This is a genomic window from Bacillus sp. AR4-2 (assembly GCF_008274865.1).
Classification (GTDB): domain Bacteria; phylum Bacillota; class Bacilli; order Bacillales; family Bacillaceae_G; genus Bacillus_A; species Bacillus_A cereus.
This window is the reverse complement of the sequence record NZ_CP031062.1, coordinates 3,239,999-3,264,469: the sequence shown is the minus strand read 5'-3', so window position 1 is coordinate 3,264,469 and position 24,471 is coordinate 3,239,999. Positions and strand designations below refer to the sequence as shown.

The window sequence follows — 24,471 nt, the reverse complement described above, 5'->3', positions numbered from 1 at the left end:
AAACACAGTGCAAATTATTAGGAAAAGTGAGCGTTGTCCTCTAATATAGAGATAGCAATTTACATTATTTTTGCGTAAAATGGTTTAAAGAGGTGAATTCCGATGGAAATAGTAAAAGATAGTTCTCTTATTCAAAATGAAATTGAACGTTTTGTAAATAAAGATGTATATATTCATTTAGAAACGACAAACGGAGCGTATGCATCACACATAAATGAAAAGATGATGACAGTTGGTGCTTTCATTCGAAATGCGATTATCCGTTTTGAACGCGGGAAGATAACTGGAACAAATCCATACCGAGTTGGTCTGAAAATGGATCACGGTTGGGTATATGCTGAAGGTATTACGCACTGGGAAGTAGACGATCAAGAGCGTTTATTATTAGCTGGACATGATAATTTAGGTCGTCTAGCAGTTGCACTTGAGTTAAGCTTAACACCATTTAAGTAAGAAGGAGGGAAACTTATGGAGAGACATGTACTTGTTGTATTTCCGCATCCAGATGATGAAGCATATGCTGCGGGAGGAACAATTCGCTTATTAACAGATCAAGGAGTACCTGTAACATATGCATGTGGTACTCTAGGACAAATGGGACGTAACATGGGTAAGAACGTATTCGCTAACCGTGAAACGATTCCACATATCCGTAAGAAAGAATTGAAAGATGCTTGTGAAGCGATGGGTATTAAAGATTTAAGAATGCTTGGCTTCCATGATAAAACGTTAGAATTTGAAGATGTTGATTTCGTTGCTGACAAAATTGAAGCAATCATTCAAGAAGTAAATCCATCTCGAATTATTACATTTTATCCAGAGCACGGTGTACATCCAGATCATAATGCATTTGGCCGCGCTGTCGTTCGCGCTGTATCACGTATGCCAAAAGAAGAGCGCCCAGTTATTCATGCTGTTGCGATTACGAAAAATCGTGAAGCAGTATTAGGAGAACCGGATGTTGTAAATAACATTAGTGAAGTATTTGATCATAAATTAACTGCATTAGGTGCGCACCGTTCACAAACAGAAGCAATGCTTGAAGACACGCATGCAAAAATAAAAAACAAGGATGCAGCAACATTAAAATGGCTGCAACTTGAACAGTTTTGGACTTATAAATGGGAGTAGGCTAGAAGGATACCTTCTAGTTGCTCTTACATAGAAAAAGCGCCGTCACTTGTGATGGCGCTTTTTCTTGTTGAAGACTATACATTTTTTAGGGTGCTTCAAAATTTTTAAATTAACGTGCAGTATAGCCTCCATCAACAAGAAGTGTTGTACCGTTAACAAAACTAGCATCATCACTTGCTAAAAATAAGACAGCTTTAGCGACTTCTTCTGGTGTTCCAAGTCTGCCTTGCGGATGAAGTGAAGTTAAATATTCTTTCTGTTGAGGATTAACACTGCCCAGTAAAGGGGTGTCAATATAACCAGGGCACACCGCATTAATACGTATTCCATATTTAGCGTAGGCAGTACATAAATTTTGAGTTAATAGTTTCACACCACCTTTTGCAGAGGAGTATGCTGTTGGGGTAGGTAATGAAACAAAACTATGAATCGAACCAGCGTTAACGATGACACCACCTGTACCTTGTTTAAGAAATTGTTCAATCGAATATTTATCAGAAAGGAATACCCCAGACAAATTAATATCAATAGTTCTTTTCCATTTTTCATAGGATAATTCGTTTGCCGGTGCATCATCAGCAACGCCGGCATTGGCATACATAATATCTAATTTACCGTATGTACTTACTGTCTCATGAATTAGCTGTTTAATATCTGCCTCTTTTGTTACATCAGTTTTAATAAATAACGTATTATATCCATGTGCATTCAATTCATCTGATAGTTCTTTTCCACGTTCAGAAAAGTCAGCAATAACTACTTTTGCACCTTCTTCGATAAAAAGACGAACAGTAGATTCGCCAATTCCACTTGCACCACCAGTTATGATTGCCACTTTGTCTTTTAATTTCATATAAACCTCTCCATTCATCAATGAATTTAAGTCGAATTTTTAAATCTTGTTACTAAACTATTAACCTTAAATAGTAAGTAGATAGAAGAAAAAGCTCGCGTTTACTTAATCGTGAGAGTGCTATTTTTTCTTTATCCCGCTATTTTCCAGGCAGTAAGACCCTCACCTCAAAATTCAGCGGAAGCAAAGACATTAGGTGAGGGCTAATAATCAGTGGGGGGGAACAAAACCCCCACCGATTAAAGTCTTACTTTATTGTACTTTTTGATACAGTGATGGGCGAAAATATTAATTTGGTCAATTTTATCATTAGATCGAATATTTGGTAAAGTATTCTCAAATAGAGTGAGTGCTGAAGCTAAACTACTGACCTACATAGGTATAACGAGGGGGATTTACATATAATTGCTCTTTTTTATTTTAATAATTAACAAATTTTCAAACTTGCTGATGATGTAGTGGACTTAAATAAGTCACTTGTTTTTAAATTGAATCAAAAATAAAAACAGTAAAAATAAAACGTTTAATAATAATTATTTATTGAAAAACGATAAATAAAATGATATTATCAAATTGAAAATTAGTAAGAGAGGTGCTTTTTATAAAATGTAAAACGAATGTTATGTATTAAAAAGAAGTTGATGTAAATTAGAAAAATTATATATTTTAATAGTGAAATAAGAAAAGGGAGTTAGAGCATGATTAATAAAACAGTAAAGAAAGTTATCTTGATTGCAGGTGGTTTGTATATTACATATTTAGTAGGTGTAGTTATTTTAGCGGAATCTATACCGTATCCTACATCTCAACAACTTAAAGAAGCCGAAAGAGTAGTTGAACGCTATGTAGGTGAAAATAATGGAGTAAAAATGATAAATACATCTAGCAGCTTCACGGCTGAGATGTTCAATCGTACAATTCATATTGAAGGAAATTCAAAAGAAAATCCGGAACAAGTATATCGAATGAATTTAGATCAAGTTTCTAATGAAAGTGAAAAAATAACCGAAAAATCGATAAATACAGTTTGTAAATCAAATGATGGAGGAAAGAATTTTACGTGTGCTGATACTGAATAGCTAAAAGTAGAATCCGTAGCAGCGGAGTAACCGTTGATAACCATTACTCTAGTTAAATAGGAAAAAGCCTCGCAGGGGGGCGAGGCTTTAAACAGGGTATTAAAAATTATCGATTCATTAAGAATAATTTCTTTTGAATAAACTAATTTTAGCATGATAACTCATATATATGTGTTACGAATTTATGAACAAAAAATCAATAATAAGAATATAGAAAAGATAATAATTTATTTAGAATTTGTATCATTACATAAAGTTTGAGTGGAGAAGAAATTATACTTTTGTATGGTGTAATAAAGATATAGTCCGCCTACAGAAATAGGCGGGCTATTTTTTATAAAGAAAAGACAACTTAAGGTAGAGATCTTGTTAAGAAATAGGATAAAAACAAGAATCTTTAAGAAGAGATAAGGTCGTTCAAAAGATAAAGGTATTGTATTTGAAACACGTTATTATTCGTGGATTAAGTTATATTTTGGATAAAAAATCTTTAAAAAGCATTATAATCCCTAGAAGAGATAAGACTTCAATTGAAAACCAAAATACACTTTTTTGAGGTTTTTTAAACTCCATTATTATGGAGAAAAATAAAAAGATAGCAATGAAAAAAATAATTAAGAGACGAAGTATATCAAACATCAATAGCACTCCTAATAGTTAATTTGTTTCACTATATAGTTATTTCCAATATTACAGAATTTAAGAAGTGACTTGTTAATATTAAAGCAAAAAGTTCTCAGAATCTATGAATTAAAAATAAAAAAATTTCGAACTACTGAGCACAGAGGGATTATATATTAATTAGTTTAGCAATTGAAAGAGTAATTTTCTAATCTTGTAAAAGTCCGATTGGTGAGGGCTGATTAAAGTTTCACTTTATTTGTTTTCTTTTTTATATAAAGCCTTAGAACTGGGATTTAGTAATGGTTTATAAGAAACATATATTTTGAATTATTTAATAGAATAATATATATTTATATTGATTTAGTGATTTTAGTTTGTTAAAAATGGGGAAATCGATATGAAGGTTAAATTTGCCGTAATAAAAGATGAGAGCTTTGATTGTAGTTTATTGGAAACAAAATTATTGAAAACTTTTAAAGAAGTAGATTGTGAAGCAGATATTGTAAAGGTTGAGGATGAAATTTTTGAAAACAATGATATACAAACGTATTTATCAGAAATAACCATTCATGTTACTGGAAAAAATATTGGATATAGATCCGTTTCAGCCAGTATATTTATTGTTCTAGAGAGTTTATCAATACAGCTATTTCGTATTCATATTAGTATACTTTAAGCAGTTCAAAAAGTGGCTTCTTCAGAAAATCATACTGATTATATGGAGTTGTAAATATGAAAACAATAGAAATTATCGTAGGTGCTCCCGAATGTTGGATTGCACCTTGTTTGTTGTTAAATAAACAAGGGATTCCTTTTTTAATTTATCTTAACGCTGATTTATATAGAAGATAGGAAACATGTGAATAATTCAATTAGATTGTACAAATAATTTGGTACGCGGATATACGCAATGTATTCACAGGTAAGAGGGTTGTCTCATAATATATATAGATTTTTCTATTAAGATGAACAGAGGGTGTGAATATATGGAAGATGTTTACGCTAAAATTGACAGTCTCAAGGCGGAGCAAAAAGAAATTATGAGAGATATTCGTGCTTTAGAAACGCGTACTACTATTAATGAGAAAGATATAGCAACAATCAATAAGCAATTAGAAAAAATAAGTACAAACACAACTTGGATTTTGCGAATTATTATTAGTGCGATAATAATGTCAGTTTTAGGATTGATATTAAAAGGGATGATTTAAAAGAAAGAGGGGAGCTCCCTCTTTCTTTTATGTAAATGAGAAGCTATAAATTTTCCGTTTCCTTTTCATCTGCATACTTATCCTCTAAGGAAATTAATAGAGGGATTGATATAGTTACAAGAATGATTAAAGTAGTTATAAAAGATTTAGAAAGAGAAAAAGAACCTTCAATTAAGGGTGATAAAAACTTGAATGAAAGTATGCTTGTTATTAAGGAAATTACTAAAAAGCTCAAAAGAGATATATTTTTATTCTTTATAGATGTCTCTATAAAGTCTTTAACACAGGTTATTACGACAAATATAGTTAATATGATAAGAGAAACAAAATAATGTGTTAAATTCGTCATACTAATAGTAGGATCGTCTATTATGTAAGCAAGTAACTTAGATACTAATATTCCTCCAAACAATAAAATAATAAAAGCAAGTAATCCTTCCGATATATAAGTGCTGAAATTGCCTTTCTTGTTAAAGAGTTTATAGTTTAGAGTAGATTGGGTTATTTGAATTAGGAATAGGGTAATAATCCATACATAATATACAAATGGTAATTCTCCTGAGAATAGAGAAAGTAGAAAGTTTACTACTGTCCTTAAAATTTCAATCATTACGAAAGGCCTCCAGTTTGTAAGCTTGTGACATTAAAATATGCTAGTCTATCGTTTAATAATTAAACTTACGAATTCAAACTATTTCTAATTATTCCACAAAAAGGTGAATGCATCAAGTTATCTTTTTAACAATTCTCCAAGGCCGAGCACTAGTAAAAGAAACGCAGAATGTAATATAATTGAAAAAGTATATTTAAAAATCGATGTTAATATTACCCTCCTATAAGTATTAACATACGTAATTGAGGTGTTTTCTTTGTTGTTTTATGAACGGATTTCTATCATGGCCCCTCCTGTTCCGTAGCTAAGGAAAGTCTTTTTATTTCTGAGATTTTCAAAGTTATAGGAGGGTATGAAAAATGAAAAAAGTCTCAGTACCATCACTTTTGTTAATGATTGTTCTTGTCGCATTTCCGCAAATTAGTGAAACGATTTACACACCGTCTTTACCAGACATTTCAAAGGCGTTACATGTAAGTAATAATGAGGTGCAGTTAACACTTAGTGTGTATTTTGCTGGTTTTGCGTTAGGTGTATTTTTTATTGGGTGGTTATCAGATATAATTGGTCGTCGCCGGGCGATGTTACTTGGAATTGTCGTATATGGCGCTGGGAGTTTCTTATGCTATATTGCAAGTTCCATTGAAGTTTTATTGATAAGTCGTTTTATTCAAGCGTTTGGAGCAAGTGCAGGATCCGTGGTTACACAAACGATTCTTCGGGAAAGTGTAGAAGGGCATAAGCGGCATGTTATGTTTGCTCAAATCTCGGCAGTCATTGCTTTTACACCAGCGATAGGACCGTTAATTGGTGGCTTTCTTGATCAAATGTTTGGATTTAAAATAGTATTTTTAAGTTTAGTAGTTATGAGTATCGGTATTTTTCTGTATACGTTTGTTTCTCTCCCTGAAACAAAAACGGTCTCAGTAACGAATAAAATAAATGTATTTTCAGTCTCGAAGAGGTTAATTACAAATCCGAAAGTGGTAACATATGGGCTGTTAATTGGAGGAGCAAATGGTGTTTTATTTAGCTATTATGCAGAAGCGCCGTTTATCTTTATTGAATATTTTCAATTATCGCCTAGTATGTATGGATTTCTAGGAATTGTTGTTGCATCTGCTTCTATTGTTGGAGCGAAAATTTCAAAACGTTTACTTGCTACTTATAAACCAGAGAAAATTATATATATCGGTTGTCTCGTAATGACAGGGGGAGCTATCCTTTTATCTGTTATTACGTTTATTGGATTAAATCCGAATGTAATATATATGGTTGTATTTTTAATAGCAATGTTTATATTGTTATTAGGGATTGGAGTAGCGTTACCTAACTGTTTAAGTTTAGCGTTAGTAGATTTTCAAGATGTCATTGGTACAGCAGGTGCATTGTTTAGTTTAGGGTACTATGTAATTGTAACGATGACAATTTTGGGAATGAGTCAGCTGCATACAGGCTCGTTACTAGTGATGCCACTTTATTTTCTGGTTATTGTAGTTATAATGGTAGTGTTTACTAGGGTATTTATCTTTGGTAAGCAAACTTCGAAATCGATTTAAATATGAAATTGTAAAAGAGTCTCATTTTTTAATGAGACTCTTTTATATTTTGGCTGGGGTAAAGAAGTTAGTAGTTTATTAATATATTAAATTTCTCATTGGTATATAAATCGAATGTGTGGGGAATTACGTTATTAACTATAAAGGTTGAAGTATTTGAGATATGAAACCGAGGAAGAAATACTCTCCTCGGTTATTTATATTGTAATAATATACATGCCGGAATCATATTGAATAGATGTATTTTATTGTTAATTTAGTTAAAAATTAATCAGACTTATGTATAATAATTTATTGAAAAAATAATTGAATTTTTCAGATTAATGAATTAATATAAGGTAAGTAATTTTAAGATTTATAGAATATTGGAAGATGAAAGGTTTTGAGAATTTTATTAGGAGCGCAAAACGATTTTAGGATAGCTTTAAAGCTAGTGTAAAATGACGTTTGCTTCATCATTTTCAGGGCCGAAAGGAATTAGGGGAAAGCATCTTGTGTTAAAATGCGGCTATGAATCATCTAAGAGGGGGAAGTGAAGTGGCAAACAAAGAATTGAAAAGAGGTTTAGAAGCACGTCATATTCAAATGATTGCTTTAGGCGGAACGATTGGTGTTGGTTTGTTTATGGGGTCAGCCAGCACAATTAAATGGACAGGTCCGTCAGTAATGCTTGCTTATGCAATTGCAGGTATTTTCATCTTCTTCATCATGCGTGCCATGGGAGAAATGTTGTATATGGAGCCAAGTACAGGCTCATTTGCGACATTCGGTCATAAGTATATTCATCCACTAGCTGGTTATATGACAGCGTGGAGTAACTGGTTCCAGTGGGTTATCGTTGGGATGTCAGAAATTATCGCGGTTGGAGCGTATATGCAATATTGGTTCCCAGATTTACCAGCTTGGATACCAGGTATAATTGCAATGGTTATTCTTGGTGCAGCTAATTTAATTTCTGTTAAGTCATTTGGTGAATTTGAATTTTGGTTTGCGATGATTAAAATCGTTACGATTCTATTAATGATTATTGCAGGATTTGGCCTTATTTTCTTTGGAATTGGTAACGGTGGAGAAGCGATTGGCATATCTAATCTTTGGTCAAATGGCGGTTTCTTTACAGGTGGTTTCTCAGGATTCTTCTTTGCTTTATCACTTGTAGTTGGTGCATACCAAGGTGTGGAATTAATCGGTATTACTGCTGGTGAAGCGAAGGATCCAAAGAAGACACTTACAAGAGCGATTCAAAGTACAATTTGGCGTATCTTAATTTTCTATATTGGTGCTATTTTCGTTATTGTAACTGTGTATCCGTGGGATCAATTAAGTACAATTGGTAGTCCGTTCGTAGCAACTTTTGCGAAAGTTGGTATTACGGCAGCTGCTGGACTTATTAACTTCGTTGTAATTACAGCAGCAATGTCTGGTTGTAATAGTGGTATTTATAGTGCTGGTCGTATGCTTTATACGTTAGGTGTAAATGGACAGGCACCGAAATATTTCACGAAACTTTCTGGAAATGGTGTACCTTTATTTGGTACAGTTGGCGTAATTATCGGTCTGGCGGTTGGTGTTGTTTTAAGTTACATCGCACCGAAAAACTTATTCGTATATGTATATAGTGCGAGTGTACTTCCTGGAATGGTACCATGGTTTGTCATTTTAATTAGTCAAATTAATTTTAGAAAAGAAAAGGGAGCAGAGATGAAAGATCATCCGTTCAAAATGCCATTTGCTCCTGTAACAAACTATTTAACGATTGCCTTTTTAATTATGGTATTAATCGGAATGTGGTTTAACGATGATACTCGTATTTCATTAGTTGTAGGTATTATTTTCTTAGCTATCGTTACAATTAGTTTCTATGCTTTCGGAATAGGAAAGCGAGCTCCGTTAGACGTTCAAAATAATAAAGAGATTTCAAGTAAATAAAGAAAAGGCTGTTCATCTGGAACAGCCTTTTCTTATTGTTGTTATTTGTCGATAAATCGATATAATTTGATTTATGATAGATATATTTGAAAAATCGTTGATATATTGTACGTTATGATAGATATATTTGAAAAATCGTTGATATATTGTACGTTATGATAGATATATTTGAAAAATCGTTGATATATTGTACGTTATGATAGATATATTCGAAAAATCGTTAATATAATTTTACATACTATCTGTCACTATCATGATTAAAATTTCTCTAATACGATTTTCCCAATGGTGTGCCCGGTTTCAAGTAGTGCATGTACTTTCATTAAGTTTTCAGCGTTAATCGGTGTTAATGTTTCATTTTTATGTAAGCTGTACTGATAGTCTAGAAGGAGTTTATTTCTAAAAAGAAGAATTTTTTACTGTATTACTTTATCCCAAACTAAATGTAAAGGTGGATACATAATGACAGTAAAGAAACTTTATTTCATCCCAGCAGGTCGTTGTATGTTGGATCATTCGTCTGTTAACAGTACGTTAACACCGGGAAAATTATTAAACTTGCCGGTATGGTGTTATCTTTTGGAGACAGAAGAAGGTCCTATTTTAGTAGATACAGGTATGCCAGAAAGTGCAGTTAATAATGAAGGGCTTTTTAACGGTACATTTGTTGAAGGACAGATTTTACCGAAAATGACTGAAGAAGATAGAATCGTGAATATATTAAAGCGTGTAGGGTATGAGCCGGACGACCTTTTATATATTATTAGTTCTCACTTACATTTTGATCATGCAGGAGGAAACGGTGCTTTTACAAATACACCGATTATTGTGCAACGAACGGAATATGAGGCAGCACTTCATAGAGAAGAATATATGAAAGAATGTATATTACCGCATTTGAACTATAAAATTATTGAAGGGGATTATGAAGTGGTACCAGGTGTTCAATTATTGTATACGCCAGGCCATTCTCCAGGCCATCAGTCGCTATTCATTGAGACGGAGCAATCCGGTTCAGTTTTATTAACGATTGATGCATCGTACACGAAAGAGAATTTTGAAGATGAAGTGCCGTTCGCAGGATTTGATCCAGAATTAGCTTTATCTTCAATTAAACGTTTAAAAGGAGTTGTGGCGAAAGAGAAACCAATTGTTTTCTTTGGTCATGATATAGAGCAGGAAAAGGGTTGTAGAGTGTTCCCTGAGTATATATAGTGCAAAAAGTCATGAGTTCGCGTGCTCATGACTTTTTCGTTTAAATAATTTTTTTAAATAAATTATAAACTTTTTTTGAACTATCTTCGTTTAACTGATAGTACGTAAGGTTTACATCATCAGGAGTATCTTGCTGAGCAATCATCACTTCGCTGCTGTGATGATCAACTATCCATATGAAATATTTTTTATAAGTTCCATCCTCGAAAGTAATCCACATATCACAATCTATTAAATCTGATCCTTCTTCATCCAATGTTAATTTGCCTTTTTTTGCGGTATTCATACTGTTAATAAATGTTTTTAATTCATCTGTTTTTGTGAGAAAGATATCCTGTTTTGTTTTAATTGATTCGACATGTATATCTTTTATTTCCTGTTTACCTAAAAAAACAGGAGGCTCATTTGGATCTCGCGAGCTTGAAATAATAGTAGCTTTCTTTTTCGGTTTATTTGCAGTATAGAGATCTTGAATAGATTTTCCCGAGTTTATAAACCATACAATTCCACAAATAATCAATACACTACCTAGCAATAAAATAATTTTTTTAATAGGATTTTCTCCTCTCTATTACTTCGTGTGAAGAGCTTTTCTATTAATATATGATAGGTAAGCGTAAAGTATTATAGTTGAACTTGGTTATGCTTCACAGTTTTTATCGGGCGATCTATGAGTAAATTGTAAGTGAGCCCAATTAATACGAAAATGCCACCGATAACTTTACCAATTGAGAGTTCATTTGTCAGGAAGAAATCAATAATAGTCCCCGCAAATAATTGTCCGATAAAGATGAGTAATGTTAAATAAAAGGCTGATATTTTAGGAGTAATATAGTTGGATAATGAAATAACGATAACGCCTACTAATCCGCCTAAGTATACGGCGATAGGAATAGATTGCAACTTATGAATAGGGATATACAATGAATCTGAACTGAAAATTAAAAATAACATAGAGAAAAATAATCCAGTAATATAATTGAAAAACGTGCCTTCCCAGTTTCCAATTTCCTTTGCTAAATTCGCGTTAATAATTCTAGCAACGACGATAGAAACACCAGCTAAAATAGCGATCGTAATATATAACATATTTTTGCCCCCATTAATATATTGTCATGATAATAATCCCAGAAGAGATGAATACTAATCCAACTAGTTTTTTCTTTTCAAACTTTGCAACTTTCATTCCTAATAAGCCGAAATGATCGATAATGATGGAAGCAATGGATTGGCCGAGTAAACTTAATGCGATCGTAATAGAGGCACCAAGGACGGAGAAACTTATATTATTAAAAAGAACAGTGAATACTCCAATCGCTCCAGCGCTATATAAAAAAAGCGGAATACCTTTATCGAAATGAATTTTATGTTTGTTTAAGATTAAAACGAAAATAACTGCAATTAAACCGACAAGGTGAATGACCACGCTTGCTGTGTACTTGCCAATTAACTCAGATAAAATCCCATTCAGTGGAAGCATAACGGCGATGAGCACACCAATAAAGACAGAAAGAAAGTTATACAATGTAATATCCCCTTTGTATTTCATATTTGTAATGACTGTATCATGCTGAAATTGTGTATTGTTATGACATATGTCATAGTGGAAGAAGAAAATTTTGATTACAATGAGGATGAGTTGTAAAGGTGGGGAACTATGAAGAAAGTATGTAATTCTATTAAATTAGCAGAGTATATGAAGAAAAATAATATTGATTCATTTTTTAGTCATGATATGAAGCCATATATGGAACTTATATTTTTTAAAAAGAATGAGTTTATTTGTAGAGAAAATGAAGAGATAGATTATTTATATTTCTTTGTTGAAGGAAAAGCGAAAGCGTTTAACACATTAAGTAACGGGAAATCCGTATTACTGTGTTTTTATGATAGTTTGCAGTTACTTGGAGATGTGGAGTTAATTCATTCCCAAAGGATTACTTCAAATGTACAAGTAATGGCAGATTCATACTGTGTTGGTTTACCATTAGGAAAAGTGAGAAATCAGCTATTTCATGATGCGAAATTTTTAAGATGTATTTGTGGATCGTTAGCACATAAGTTAAATCGACTTTCAAAAAATAGTACAATTAATTTATTGTATCCGCTTGAAAATAGACTTGCGAGTTACATGTTAGCAGCAGGGGAACGAGCAGTTCAGCATGAAAATAGAATTGTGTTTAGTGGGAATTTAACGGAAATAGCGGAATTGTTAGGAACGAGCTATCGGCATTTGTTGCGAACATTAAATATTTTTTGTGATAAAGAGATAATAAAGAAGAACGATGGATGCTATGAAGTAGTAAACGTGGATGTTTTGAGAGAATTGGCAGCAGATGTTTATAAATAGGAGGAGAGTATAAATGATAACACCTATATTTAGAATTTTTGATATTGAAAAAGCAAAACTATTTTACTTAGGTTTTTTAGGATTTAAACTGGATTGGGAACATCGGTATGAGGAAAATATGCCATTATATTTGCAAATTTCGTTACAGGATGCTGTGATACATTTATCAGAACATCATGGTGATGCCTCACCAGGTGGTGCGATTCGGATCAAAATAGATGATGTAAAGGATTATCATTCTGTATTATTAAGTAAAGAATATGCTTATTCGAAGCCGAATATAGAAAAAACACCTTGGGGTACAATTGAATTAACTGTAATTGATCCGTTTTCAAATAGAATTACACTGTACGAGGAAAAATTGTAGAAATGGAATGAAGAGTAGTTCATAGAGCAGTGAACTGCTCTTTTTTATTTTGAGTAGATATTGAATTATATAAAAATAAAATGTTATGATTATGGAAACGTATGAATATATGAACAAGTATTCATACGTTTAAGAAGAGGAGGGATTAGAATGAAAGATCTAATTATTATTGGGGCGGGTCAAGCTGGATTAACAATGGGATATTACTTGAAGCAAGAAGGGTATAATTTTTTATTACTTGAGGCAGGAAAACGAGTTGGTGATTCATGGAGAAATCGATATGATTCTTTGCAGCTTTTTACCCCAAGGTCTTACAGTAGCTTGCCGGGTATGGCGTTAATAGGTGAAAAAAATGAATTTCCATATAAAGATGAAATTGCAACTTATTTAGAAAAATATGCAAGACATTTTCAATTACCGGTTCAATTGCAAACTGAAGTTTTTAAAATAAAAAAAGAAAGAGATATATTTGAATTATATACTCCTACAGAAATTTTACAAACGAAAAAAGTTATTATCGCAACAGGTGGTTTTCAGCAACCGTTTATTCCCTCAGTTTCAGCAAATCTATCATCACATGTTTTTCAAATACATTCATCACAATATAAATCACCATCACAAATTCCTAAGGGAAAAGTACTAGTAGTAGGTGGTGGGAATTCAGGGATGCAAATAGCAGTAGAACTTGCAAAAACTCATGAAGTTATGATGTCTATCAGTCATCCTTTAACGTTTTTACCGTTACATTTTTTTAGAAAAAGTATTTTTAATTGGTTAGAAAAATTGGGTGTATTGTATGCTGAAGTTAGTACCAAGAGGGGGAAATGGTTTCAGAAGAGAAAAGATCCTATTTTTGGATTTGAAGGTAAGGAACTCATTCGTAATGGAGCAATACAACTACAGGAAAAAGTAGTAAGTGCATCAGAAAATAACATTATGTTTCAGAACGGTGAAACATATAGTGCAGAAAGTATTATATGGTCAACAGGCTTTATTCAGAATTATAACTGGATTGAAATTGAAAAGGCAGTGAATGAGAATGGACTTCCCAATCATGTAAAGGGGATAAGTCCAGTAGGAGGATTGTATTATATCGGTTTACCGTGGCAGTCTCAAAGAGGTTCCGCACTTATTTGTGGTGTAGGAAAGGATGCAGCGTATGTACTTTCTGAAATCAAAAAAATAGATCAGTAGCGATAACTACTGATCATCCATATGTACATGAATTAGGAGAGGTCAAACATTTATTAACTTTATTATAATAGATTTTCATAGAATTAAAAACTGAAAATTCAAATTTCATGTTGAGAAAGTTTTTTGTATCGAAATATATGAAAAAATAGGGATTTTTATTAAAACAGAAAAAGATATTTCTATTTTAGTAAATTATGATATAGTCTAAATAATCGTGTTTTTCCATAAATGTAATTATTTTCATTTTAGTTTTGTTTATATGAGGGAAGGAGAAGTAATTATGAAGTTTGATGATCAACGCTTACTAGGAGTACGATTAGGTTCTGTGCTTGTGACAGAGGAAAATCAATATTTAGTAATTAAGAAAAAAGATCATTATGCACTATTAAATATACATAATTTAGAATGCACACATGTTGAAGTGCAGTTAGAACATTTGGAAGAAATGTTGCGGGAAGATTTCCAAGAAAGTATAACGGAGATTATCGCACCAGAACATATAAAAATTGTTGCGAAAAATGTTATATAAATAAAGAAGCTGGAAGGAACAGCTTCTTTATTTTCATTATAAGGATAACGTTTTTACAACCTCACCAATGATCCCTTCCATTTGATGAACACCTAAATCGGAATTAGTCATAATAACAGCACCATTCCCGCAGTATGGATAACAAACCATCATACATTGAAATCCAACGCCCCATCCAAGTGAATATATTTGTAAGTCTTCATTTGAATCATCTAGAAAAACACCTAATCCAGTCCATTTTGAGCAACCTTGAGAAGAAATCATGTCTATTACTAATTTTTGAGAAAGTTTTAGTTTGCCCTTTCCTTGTAAGGAATGAATGATTTCAATAACTAAAGCTGATAAGTCAGTTGGTGTTGTCCAAATACCTGAAGCAGCTGCAAATGGATAAAATGGATACTTCTCATTTGTTACAGTTCTATCTTTATTATGTCCGCAAGCAAAAACGTCGGTTTTATCTATGTCTTGTGGAGAGAAAAGTGTACTGTTTTTCATTTGTAGTGGCTGGAAGATGTGTTCTTCTAATAACTGACTAAATAATCTTCCTGTAATATCTTCAAGTAGTAGTTCGGTTATACAAAAGCTTGCGTCTGAGTAGTGAAATTCACTTTCTGGTTTATAAGTTACCTTTATAGGTACGGGACAATATAGTGTTTTACCAGAAAGGAGCTCAGACATATTAGGTAATCCTTTTGCAGGTGTATAATGTTCAAAACTATTAGGTGGATCAATGAGTCCAGATTGATGGCTTAATAAGTTTCTCAAAGTGATGCTTTTTTGTGAAGTAAATAGATTAGTAGGAATGTTCCAAGATGTGAGTTTATCATTTACGTCTTCATCTAAATGCACGATACCATGCTCTGATAATGTTAGTACGAGCATTATAGTGATGAATTTGCTGATAGAACAAGAATTAAAGAGAGAATTTGTAGTAACAGCTCTAGTTGTTCCAGCTTCAAGTGTTCCAAAGGCAGTCGCTTCATCTAGTTTGCCATTACGTATAACAGCGAGGCTTAAACTTGCAACGGAATATTGATTCATTTTCTCGTATATATTGCTACTTTTTAAGTTCATGGTGACTCCTTTCTTTAAAGACAGAATATTATTTTTATTATACAGTAGTAAAAAAAAGAAAACACTTCTTCATTCACCAATGAAGTGTTTTCTTTTTTTGTTAGTTTGAAGTGAACTTTTGAAAAAATTTGTCTCGGTACATGTACATAACCCATGAGATTGTTATTAAAGAAATAATGATTTGTTTGTTTTTAATTGGTGCATTGAAAACAAGCCAACCAACTATATCAAATAATAAATGTAGCAAGATTGAAAGAACTACAAATTGAAGTAACGTATTTAAAAATCTTTTCATAAAGTGTCCCCCTAAAATAATAGGTTTTATTAACAGTTTGATATAGTGGCATTATACAGTAAATGTTTCATGTGGTAAAATTTACATAAGTTAGTGAAATAAAACAAATGAAAGTTAGTAAAGGGGAACATTTATGGAATTCTGGATGGTTATACTGATATTAGCCTTTGGTTTCATTTATATCGCTGAAAAATTAGCTACAATTGAAAAGAAAAATGATGCGCGTTTAAAGAGAATTGAAGATAGATTACAATTAATTACGAAAGAAATGGGAATTGTAGAAAGAGAACCTGAAATTAATAAAGAACTACGCCAGCTTGTAGAAGAAGGAAAAAAAGTTACAGCAGTTAAGAGAGTAAGAGAAGCTTTTGGTTTTTCCTTACTAGAAGCGAAGCAATATGTTGATAAATTATAAAAAAGATCATCCATTTGGGTGATCTTTTTCACTGCACCATGCGTGTATTTACATAAGCCGCGATTATAAAGTGTCCAATTATATGGAACAAACATTTGAGATAAATTGTCTAATATAGGTAATAACTATTTAGCTTGAAAGAAAGGGTTGATGACATGAAAAAGAATACGTTGTTAAAAGTAGGATTATGTGTAGGTTTACTAGGAACAATTCAATTTGTTAGCACAATTTCTTCTGTACAAGCATCACAAAAGGTAGAGAAAACAGTAATAAAAAATGAGACGGGAGCCATTTCAATATCTCAGTTAAACAAGAATGTATGGGTTCATACGGAGTTAGGTTATTTTAATGGAGAAGCAGTTCCTTCGAACGGTCTAGTTCTTAATACTGCTAAAGGACTAGTGCTTGTTGATTCTTCTTGGGATGACAAATTAACGAAGGAACTAATAGAAATGGTAGAAAAGAAATTTCAGAAGCGCGTAACGGATGTCATTATTACACATGCGCACGCCGATCGAATTGGCGGAATAAAAACGTTGAAAGAAAGAGGAATTAAAGCGCATAGTACAGCATTAACCGCAGAACTAGCAAAGAAAAGTGGATATGAAGAGCCACTTGGAGATTTACAAACAGTTACGAATTTGAAGTTTGGCAATACAAAAGTAGAAACGTTCTATCCAGGGAAAGGACATACAGAAGATAATATTGTTGTTTGGTTGCCACAATATCAAATTTTAGCTGGAGGCTGTTTAGTAAAATCTGCGGAAGCTAAAGATTTAGGAAATGTTGCGGATGCGTATGTAAATGAATGGTCTACATCGATTGAGAATGTGCTGAAGCGATATGGAAATATAAATTCGGTAGTACCTGGTCATGGAGAAGTAGGAGGCAAGGGATTACTTTTACATACATTGGATTTATTAAAATAAGAAATTGTAGAAATACAAAAGAGAGGAGAAATAATTTTCTCCTCTCTTTCTTCTAACTATATTTAAATGCTGAATCTGTCGATTACGTCAGCATATATTACTGAGATTTTAATTCCAAGTATACAAATACTAGTACTGTCATAATTGCAATAACAACGTAAGTAGCATCAAGCATTATAAGTGTTTTTAAAGTTTCAGTCATCGTAATTCACCCCTGTTATAAAAATATAACATGATCTTTTTATTGATTGGATAAGAGATCATAAAGATAAAATGTATATGAAATTTCTTAAGTAGCTTCTATATAAATATATCATATAAATAATGTAAGTAATGTTAAGATAATGTAAATGTATTGTAAATAAAGAGGTTTACAATGAAGGCTTTAATAAAAAAATGATAGTTCCTTAAAATAAAAAATACGCTATTTTCATATGAGATGAATTGCAATTATTTGTATAAGGGATTCAAAAAAATTTTTTCGTTGTATATATTTCTCCAAATTAATTATTTAGCTATTTAAAAGTATCGAAAGATGTGTGCACACTAATGTATATTTTTTGGATGTCAATAAAAGTATTATGTCAACAATATGAACTGTCACAAATCTTTATATATTATTGTGATTGATATCACATCACTTTTTTTCAATGGGTATTATGCTTAAGGTGTAATGAATGATTGGGAGAGGGTGGGATGATATGTTTTGTTATCAATGTGAACAAACGCCAACAGGCGGATGTAAAGTAATGGGTGTTTGTGGCAAGAATGAAACGATTGCGAGTTTACAAGATACGATTGTGTTTGGGCTAAAAGGAATTGCAGCTTATCGCACACATGCTGCTCAGCTAGGGTATACGGATGCATTTGTAGATGCTACAACACAAGAAGCTTTATATATGACATTAACAAATTCTAACTTTAACGAACAAGAGCATATTGATATGGCTATGAAAGTTGGGAAATCAGCTTTACGGGTGATGGAGTTATTGGATGAGGCACATACGAATCATTTTGGTGTGCCAGAGCCTGTACAAATTACACAAAATCGTGTAGAAGGTAAAGCAATTGTAGTTACGGGCCATAATTTATTTGCATTAGAAGAACTATTAAAGCAAACAGAAGGAAAAGACATTAATATTTATACGCATTCTGAAATGCTACCAGCACACGGATACCCGCAGCTGAAAAAATATAAACATTTAAAAGGAAACATCGGTAAGGCATGGTATGATCAAAGACGCCTTTTTGAAAAATTTACTGGTGCCATATTAGCTACAACGAACTGTGTTATGCCAATTAAAGGCTCGTACTCTGATCGATTCTTTTCATATGAAATTGCAGGTTTAGAAGGTGTACAAAAAATTGAAAATGATGATTTTACACCATTGATTCAAAAAGCGCTAGAACTTCCAGAAGTACATATGGAGTCGGATGAACAGTTAGTGACAGGGTTTCATCATAATACAGTATTATCATTAGCTCCAGAAATTATTGATGCAGTAAAAGAGGGGAAGATAAAGCGTTTTTTTGTTATCGCCGGTTGTGATGCACCGGGAAAAGGCGGAGAATATTATCGTGAATTAGCAACGTCACTTCCGCCAGAAACGGTTATTTTAACAACTTCTTGCGGGAAATTCCGCTTTAATGATGTGGATTACGGTGTTGTACCTGGTACGGAAATTCCGCGTTACATTGATTTAGGACAGTGCAATAATTCAATTTCTACAGTGAAAATAGCGGCTGCTTTAGCTGATGCTTTTCAATGTGAAGTGAATGAATTGCCAGTAAGTATTGTACTATCATGGTTTGAACAAAAAGCGGTTGCCATTTTACTCGGGCTATTTAGTCTTGGGATTCAAGATATTCGCATTGGTCCAAAGGCTCCTGAATTTATTTCACCTGGCGTGCTTGATGTATTACAAGAAACATTTGGTTTAAAACTAGTTACAAATGCAGCAGAAGACATGGCTATGATGTTATCGTAACGGAAAAGATGTTTTCACTTAATTGTGGTTTTATAAATCATTTGTATGTGTGTGAGTAAACGCACATACAAATGATTATTAATAAAGAAAATCGCTATATCTATAAATTTTATAGAGCTTTTAAAGTGTAACACCACATGCCCATCACCTTAAGATTTTAAGTATCCCCAAAACGAAATTTCTACATGAATATCTATAATTTTACCTCTTTTTCATTTGATTTGAAAATAAGCTTTCTATTTTTAAAAACCAACGATACCACCTCAAATTATAGGAATAAAATCCATTCATTTATTAGGAAAATGGATTGAAAATAATAAGGTAGACTAAAAAGTAAAATATTATTTATGATAATCATTCTTTTATAAAATTTAAATTTGAAATAGCCCTACTCATTTTGATTGCGCATTTTCAAAATGGAGGGGCTTTTTTTACTGTAAAATCAATAACTGCATCTTATTTTTGTTGAAAAAATTCTCATTCTTATTTTGAAAGTGATATGGGTACATTTACATGCACATCAATCTTTTATTATGAAGTGGCCCTTGAATATATTGTTTTTTATTGACAGACATAAAAATGATTTATTTGCTGTATTGATAATTTGTAGACGTTATAATAAAATGTTTATGTATATGTAAACTTAATTTATTTTTGTTTGGTTTTATTGTGAGGTTAGGCAGTGTTGATAACAATAAAATAATGAATATATCACCTGTAAAAAGAATGAAACCAATACGGAGAAGATGATTTTGTTAAAAATTCGAAAAATAAGCGTTATTAGCTCTTGAAGAAAAATGACTAGAAAAATTACAAGCATATGGAAAATAGGGTTATACAAAAAGTCCTAAAGGGGGACGGAATTATGGAGAAAAGAAAGTATTCAGTAACACCACAAGATCGAATGAATTATGTATTAGGTCTTTATTCTGCAGATCAACAAATTAATGCAGTTCTTTATTTTCCTGTAGGTATATCTAAGGAAATACTTGAAGAATCAGTAAGGATAACGTTGCAATTGCAACCAGTTTTGAACAGCCGGTTTGTAGAAAATGATATTCCTTACTGGGAGGAACATTCATCTGACACTAACTCATCTATTTGCTTTTTTGCAGAAGGAAATAATCAAGAACTTGAAATAATGGCAATAGATTTTATTAAGGAACCTGGTGATCGTATTCAGGGGCCTATGGTTCAAACGAAATTATTACGGGGCACTACAATAGATATGTTAGTTGTGAAATTGTCTCATCTATGTTCAGATGGTGCAGGAGTCAAGGAATATATAAAATTGCTTGGAACAATATATACTCACCTTTCATTGGGACGGTCTAAGAAGCAAATTATAAAGGAATTTGATGAGGGAAATGAGAGTTGTCGAGATCAATCACATGTATTCAAATACGCTGGAATATCGGACATAAAAAGTGCGTATCGTCCTAACCAAGAACAACAGGCATCGTTATGGTCTTTTCCATCTCAACCTAACAAAAATAAATTTCCCCAAATGTCCGTACGGCGATTGAGCCATAAGCAAACTCTACGTTTAACCCAATGGACAAAAGCACAACAGGTTACCTTGAATGATGTAATCATGACTGCTTACTTCCGAGTTTTATCACATTTCACTGTGTATGCAGAACCTCGCACTGCAGAAAAAATGATTGGTTTGACAATTGATTTACGTCGATATCTGCCTAATAATACAACTGGTGCTATTTGCAACTTATCTGGTATGGAAATGCCAGTGATTAAAATGGAAGACGATGAAACATTTAAGCAGACTCTTGTTCGAGTTAAACAATCAATGGATAAAATAAAGTCTCAAAATCCAGGTCTTTCTTCAGCAGCAGGAATGGAGTTACTGGCAGAAATGAAGCTATCTACAGTGAAGGAAATGTATAATCAGCAATATGAACAGGCTGTACAGATGGGGATGGCGTTGCCATTACTGACAAATTTGGGAGTGATTGCTGAGGAACCTATTCAGTTTGGTCAAATTCAAGCTGAGGACGGGTATATGGCATCACCTATTATGTATGCACCATTCTTTTCAATGGGAGCAAGCTCTTATAATGGAAGGCTTACATTTACGATCGGTTATCATGCGCCGGATACATCAAAAGAAAAGGTAGAAAAATTTTTAGATAGTGTTGCTAATCAACTATCAGAAATAAAATAAAAGAGAATATAGAGAACAGATTTCTAACAGAATTGTATTTTAGGGGCTCGTATCATGTACGGATAATCTCTGGAAATTTTCTCTGACCGCACTTGCCTTTATGCTTTATATGCAATGGGAATGGTAGTGAGAAACAATTTGTATCGTGAAAAAACAAGATATATCGGTATAAAAACAATAAAACAGAGCTGATTTAAATTACACTTTGAATCAGTTCTGTTTTGCTAGTGTGATGGTCCTTACAACAAAAAAGTAGGCTGTATCCGATTAGGGTAAAGCGGATTTTTAATTTTTTTGAAAATAAAGTTGACATCCATAACTACTTAGTCATACAATGTAGATGTAATAAGTGATACTGAATAGTTCGGATTCACAAAAACTGTTCAGTAAAAAATTCGCCTTAGTACTCTGTGATACTGAATATAAGTCAGACAGAATAGGGGGTAAAGGAGGATCAGGACATGGAAAATTTAACTGAAATGCTGAAAGGTTCACTGGAAGGGTGTGTACTGGAAATCATTAGTCGCCGTGAAACGTATGGCTATGAGATTACCCGCCACCTGAATGATCTTGGGTTTACCGAAGTTGTGGAAGGTACGGTGTATACCATCCTCGTACGATTAGAGAAGAAAAAGCTTGTGAATATTGAAAAGAAACCATCAGATATGGGACCGCCTCGTAAGTTTTATTCATTAAATGAAGAAGGCCGCCAGGAGCTTGAATTGTTTTGGGAAAAATGGGATTTTGTATCGTCAAAAATTAACGTCTTGAAGTCAAAATAGGTTCATAAGATAAAATGTTCCGGCCGATACTTTGGGAATTTCTTGTTCGGTTTTATAAAAAAGGAGGAAAATAAGATGTTAGAAATGTTCAAAAAGTTAATTGGTGATAAAAAAGAGTACAAAATGATGATGGCACGAGTTGAGGCTCTGCCAGAGGACTACCAATTTGTATTTAAGAAAATTCAAAACTACATGTGGAATTTTTCAGCGGGTAACGGGATGGATATGTTACACATACAGTATGAATTAATCGATTTGTTCGAAGCGGGTGCAGCGGAAGGAAGACAAGTGCTTGACATTACTGGGGATGACGTGGCTTCCTTTGCTGACGAACTAGTGGCAAATGCTAAAACTTACGTCTCCAAGTATCGTGAAGATTTGAATGAAAGTATTATGAAGAAATTGAGAAAAAAATAAATGGAATAAGTAGTACAGACTGATTAGCTGGTTACACATATGAATTGCCATCATAGCTATTCAGTTATATTTTTAACTCGGTACTAAGTAATACAGAATATCAGTGATACTAAATAGATAGAGGTAAATAAATAGTCTTCGCAAAACATTTTTATAGGGAGGAAAAAAGTATGAGTCATGCAGCGATTTCTGTAAAAGGCTTGAAAAAATCCTTTAAAGATAAGGAAGTTTTAAAAGGGGTAGATTTTGAGGTGCAGCGTGGAGAAATTTTCGCGCTGCTAGGCTCAAATGGAGCGGGAAAGACGACAACGGTCAACATCCTTTCGACACTCATGAAGCAAGATAGCGGTGAAGTAAGTATTTGTGGATTTGATGTACAGAGTCAACCAGATCATGTTCGTCAAAGTATCAGTTTGACAGGGCAGTTCGCAGCTTTAGACGGTATGCTGACTGGGAGGGAAAACTTGATAATGATCGCCAAATTACGTGGTGTTTCCAATCCCGCTCAAGTTGCTGACAATCTACTTGCAAGATTTAGCCTGACTGATGCGGCAAACCAAAGGGCAGATCAGTATTCAGGCGGGATGAAGCGCCGGCTTGATATCGCGATGAGTTTGATTGGGGCGCCAGCAGTTATTTTTCTTGACGAACCAACGACTGGACTTGATCCTGAAGCGCGAATCGAAGTGTGGGATACAGTCAAGGAACTTGCTGGTAGCGGTACAACTATTTTGCTTACGACTCAGTATTTGGAGGAAGCAGAACAACTGGCAGACCGTATCGCTATTTTGCATGGCGGAAAAATTATTACGACAGGTACTCTTGCTGAACTAAAAGAGATGTTCCCGCCAGCAAAAGTGGAGTATATCGAGAAGCAACCGACATTGGAAGAAATATTCCTTGCGATCATTGGAAAAAAGGAGGAGATGTAAATGAAAAGTAAAACAGGTGTATTACTAGGTCGTTTAATGCGTAACATTATGCGCAGTCCGGATACAATTATTACAGTGGCGATTACACCGATTATGATGATGCTATTATTTGTCTACGTGTTTGGCGGCGCAATAAAAACTGGAACGGAAAACTACGTTAATTATTTATTGCCGGGAATTTTGCTAATGGCTATCGCATCCGGTGTAGCTTACACTTCCGTTCGACTATTTACGGATGTAAAGAGTGGGCTGATGGCACGTTTCATTACGATGCCTATTAAGCGCTCATCGATATTGTGGGCTCACGTTCTAACCTCTCTGGTTGCTAATGTACTTACTATCGTGGTGGTTATTCTTGTTGCACTCTTAATGGGTTTCCGTTCCAGTGCTAATATTCTAGATTGGCTCGCGGTAGCTGGGATACTTGGGATGTTTACGCTGGCGCTAACATGGCTAGCTATCATTCCAGGATTGAAAGCGAGGTCTATGGAAGGGGCGACTGCTTACTCGTACCCGCTAGTTTTTCTTCCATTTATTAGTTCGGCCTTTGTGCCTACCGAAACGATGCCAAAAATTGTTCGTGCGTTTGCAGAGAATCAGCCTGTAACTTCAATCGTGAATGCGATTCGTGCTCTTTTATATGAAGGAACTGTTGGAAACGATATTTGGATTGCGCTCGCTTGGTGCGTAGGTATAATGGTCATCTCTTACTTTTTCGCCAGTAAAGCATTTAAACGTCAGTTAGGGTAAGAAACGTGATAAACGAAACCTTCAGGAATAATATATATTTAGAAAAGCAC

27 protein-coding genes are annotated in these 24,471 nt (G+C 33.5%); 20 read left to right on the top strand and 7 right to left on the bottom strand.

The window, feature by feature from the left end:
• The first annotated feature begins 102 nt into the window (after positions 1-102).
• On the top strand, positions 103-453 hold the full coding sequence (locus DN399_RS16850) for a YojF family protein (protein WP_000407045.1): 351 nt from the start codon (positions 103-105) through the stop codon (positions 451-453).
• 15 nt (positions 454-468) lie between these two features.
• The gene (gene bshB2 / locus DN399_RS16845) at positions 469-1,131 is read left to right on the top strand and encodes a bacillithiol biosynthesis deacetylase BshB2 (RefSeq protein ID WP_000439483.1); all 663 of its coding nucleotides are present in this window, start codon (positions 469-471) and stop codon (positions 1,129-1,131) included.
• A gap of 112 nt (positions 1,132-1,243) precedes the next feature.
• Here bshB2 and DN399_RS16840 read toward each other — a convergent pair whose 3' ends face one another.
• The gene (locus DN399_RS16840; protein WP_149150124.1) at positions 1,244-1,987 is read right to left on the bottom strand and encodes an SDR family NAD(P)-dependent oxidoreductase; all 744 of its coding nucleotides are present in this window, start codon (positions 1,985-1,987) and stop codon (positions 1,244-1,246) included.
• 698 nt (positions 1,988-2,685) lie between these two features.
• On the opposite strand from DN399_RS16840, the gene DN399_RS16835 reads away from it, so the two are divergent.
• From DN399_RS16835 to DN399_RS16820, 3 genes are all read left to right on the top strand, one after another.
• Positions 2,686-3,066, top strand: coding sequence for a hypothetical protein (locus DN399_RS16835; protein WP_000608951.1), 381 nt, complete (start codon positions 2,686-2,688; stop codon positions 3,064-3,066).
• 1,021 nt (positions 3,067-4,087) lie between these two features.
• Complete coding sequence (locus tag DN399_RS16825; RefSeq protein ID WP_000865017.1) at positions 4,088-4,366, top strand: hypothetical protein; 279 nt, start codon at positions 4,088-4,090, stop codon at positions 4,364-4,366.
• A 310-nt stretch (positions 4,367-4,676) separates the two neighbouring features.
• On the top strand, positions 4,677-4,901 hold the full coding sequence (locus DN399_RS16820) for a hemolysin XhlA family protein (RefSeq protein WP_000390461.1): 225 nt from the start codon (positions 4,677-4,679) through the stop codon (positions 4,899-4,901).
• A gap of 43 nt (positions 4,902-4,944) precedes the next feature.
• On the opposite strand, the gene DN399_RS16815 is transcribed toward DN399_RS16820, so the two are convergent.
• Complete coding sequence (locus DN399_RS16815) at positions 4,945-5,511, bottom strand: DUF5823 family protein (protein WP_000570052.1); 567 nt, start codon at positions 5,509-5,511, stop codon at positions 4,945-4,947.
• A gap of 362 nt (positions 5,512-5,873) precedes the next feature.
• On the opposite strand from DN399_RS16815, the gene DN399_RS16810 reads away from it, so the two are divergent.
• The 3 genes from DN399_RS16810 (at position 5,874) to aiiA (ending at position 10,217) form a co-directional block, all read left to right on the top strand.
• Positions 5,874-7,073: a multidrug effflux MFS transporter gene (locus DN399_RS16810; protein ID WP_000758017.1), complete on the top strand. Its 1,200-nt coding sequence runs from the start codon at positions 5,874-5,876 to the stop codon at positions 7,071-7,073.
• Between the two features lie 537 nt (positions 7,074-7,610).
• Positions 7,611-9,002, top strand: a complete 1,392-nt coding sequence (locus DN399_RS16805; RefSeq protein WP_001284404.1) for an amino acid permease — start codon at positions 7,611-7,613, stop codon at positions 9,000-9,002.
• A 462-nt stretch (positions 9,003-9,464) separates the two neighbouring features.
• Positions 9,465-10,217, top strand: a complete 753-nt coding sequence (aiiA, locus tag DN399_RS16795; RefSeq protein ID WP_016123091.1) for a quorum-quenching N-acyl homoserine lactonase AiiA — start codon at positions 9,465-9,467, stop codon at positions 10,215-10,217.
• 40 nt (positions 10,218-10,257) lie between these two features.
• On the opposite strand, the gene DN399_RS16790 is transcribed toward aiiA, so the two are convergent.
• The 3 genes from DN399_RS16790 to DN399_RS16780 all read right to left on the bottom strand — a co-directional run bounded on the left by DN399_RS16790 (position 10,258) and on the right by DN399_RS16780 (position 11,766).
• Positions 10,258-10,752 (bottom strand): YhfM domain-containing protein, encoded by a 495-nt coding sequence (locus tag DN399_RS16790; RefSeq protein WP_000901692.1) that lies wholly within the window; start codon positions 10,750-10,752, stop codon positions 10,258-10,260.
• A gap of 89 nt (positions 10,753-10,841) precedes the next feature.
• Positions 10,842-11,306 carry a DMT family transporter gene (locus tag DN399_RS16785; protein ID WP_000965811.1) on the bottom strand — a complete coding sequence of 155 codons (465 nt, stop codon included), beginning with the start codon at positions 11,304-11,306 and terminating at the stop codon, positions 10,842-10,844.
• 13 nt (positions 11,307-11,319) lie between these two features.
• Positions 11,320-11,766, bottom strand: coding sequence for a DMT family transporter (locus tag DN399_RS16780; protein ID WP_041183997.1), 447 nt, complete (start codon positions 11,764-11,766; stop codon positions 11,320-11,322).
• Positions 11,767-11,874: 108 nt separating this feature from the next.
• Here DN399_RS16780 and yeiL point away from each other — a divergent pair, with 108 nt between their 5' ends.
• From yeiL to DN399_RS16760, 4 genes are all read left to right on the top strand, one after another.
• A complete protein-coding gene (yeiL, locus tag DN399_RS16775; protein ID WP_000754830.1) occupies positions 11,875-12,567 on the top strand; it encodes a transcriptional regulator YeiL in 693 nt (230 codons plus the stop codon).
• A gap of 13 nt (positions 12,568-12,580) precedes the next feature.
• A complete protein-coding gene (locus DN399_RS16770; RefSeq protein WP_000632403.1) occupies positions 12,581-12,934 on the top strand; it encodes a glyoxalase superfamily protein in 354 nt (117 codons plus the stop codon).
• Between the two features lie 150 nt (positions 12,935-13,084).
• Positions 13,085-14,128 (top strand): flavin-containing monooxygenase, encoded by a 1,044-nt coding sequence (locus DN399_RS16765; RefSeq protein WP_149149836.1) that lies wholly within the window; start codon positions 13,085-13,087, stop codon positions 14,126-14,128.
• A gap of 280 nt (positions 14,129-14,408) precedes the next feature.
• Positions 14,409-14,657 carry a hypothetical protein gene (locus tag DN399_RS16760; RefSeq protein ID WP_000666948.1) on the top strand — a complete coding sequence of 83 codons (249 nt, stop codon included), beginning with the start codon at positions 14,409-14,411 and terminating at the stop codon, positions 14,655-14,657.
• Positions 14,658-14,693: 36 nt separating this feature from the next.
• Here the strand turns inward: DN399_RS16760 and DN399_RS16755 are convergent, their stop codons facing one another.
• On the bottom strand, positions 14,694-15,731 hold the full coding sequence (locus DN399_RS16755; protein ID WP_149149835.1) for a serine hydrolase domain-containing protein: 1,038 nt from the start codon (positions 15,729-15,731) through the stop codon (positions 14,694-14,696).
• A gap of 100 nt (positions 15,732-15,831) precedes the next feature.
• Entirely contained in the window at positions 15,832-16,026 is a 195-nt protein-coding gene (locus DN399_RS16750) for a hypothetical protein (RefSeq protein WP_006929474.1), read from the bottom strand.
• 133 nt (positions 16,027-16,159) lie between these two features.
• Here DN399_RS16750 and DN399_RS16745 point away from each other — a divergent pair, with 133 nt between their 5' ends.
• The 8 genes from DN399_RS16745 to DN399_RS16710 all read left to right on the top strand — a co-directional run bounded on the left by DN399_RS16745 (position 16,160) and on the right by DN399_RS16710 (position 24,421).
• Positions 16,160-16,441: a hypothetical protein gene (locus DN399_RS16745; RefSeq protein ID WP_006929472.1), complete on the top strand. Its 282-nt coding sequence runs from the start codon at positions 16,160-16,162 to the stop codon at positions 16,439-16,441.
• 155 nt (positions 16,442-16,596) lie between these two features.
• The gene (gene bla2, locus DN399_RS16740) at positions 16,597-17,370 is read left to right on the top strand and encodes a BcII family subclass B1 metallo-beta-lactamase (RefSeq protein WP_046392920.1); all 774 of its coding nucleotides are present in this window, start codon (positions 16,597-16,599) and stop codon (positions 17,368-17,370) included.
• A gap of 701 nt (positions 17,371-18,071) precedes the next feature.
• Positions 18,072-19,358 (top strand): hydroxylamine reductase, encoded by a 1,287-nt coding sequence (gene hcp, locus DN399_RS16735; protein ID WP_002183800.1) that lies wholly within the window; start codon positions 18,072-18,074, stop codon positions 19,356-19,358.
• An 865-nt stretch (positions 19,359-20,223) separates the two neighbouring features.
• A complete protein-coding gene (locus tag DN399_RS16730; RefSeq protein ID WP_000415478.1) occupies positions 20,224-21,540 on the top strand; it encodes a condensation domain-containing protein in 1,317 nt (438 codons plus the stop codon).
• Between the two features lie 461 nt (positions 21,541-22,001).
• A complete protein-coding gene (locus DN399_RS16725) occupies positions 22,002-22,322 on the top strand; it encodes a PadR family transcriptional regulator (RefSeq protein WP_000429487.1) in 321 nt (106 codons plus the stop codon).
• 75 nt (positions 22,323-22,397) lie between these two features.
• Positions 22,398-22,739 (top strand): DUF1048 domain-containing protein, encoded by a 342-nt coding sequence (locus DN399_RS16720; RefSeq protein ID WP_000891986.1) that lies wholly within the window; start codon positions 22,398-22,400, stop codon positions 22,737-22,739.
• A 170-nt stretch (positions 22,740-22,909) separates the two neighbouring features.
• Positions 22,910-23,671, top strand: coding sequence for an ABC transporter ATP-binding protein (locus tag DN399_RS16715; RefSeq protein ID WP_006929456.1), 762 nt, complete (start codon positions 22,910-22,912; stop codon positions 23,669-23,671).
• Positions 23,672-24,421 (top strand): ABC transporter permease, encoded by a 750-nt coding sequence (locus DN399_RS16710; protein ID WP_000837816.1) that lies wholly within the window; start codon positions 23,672-23,674, stop codon positions 24,419-24,421.
• Positions 24,422-24,471: the final 50 nt, after the last annotated feature.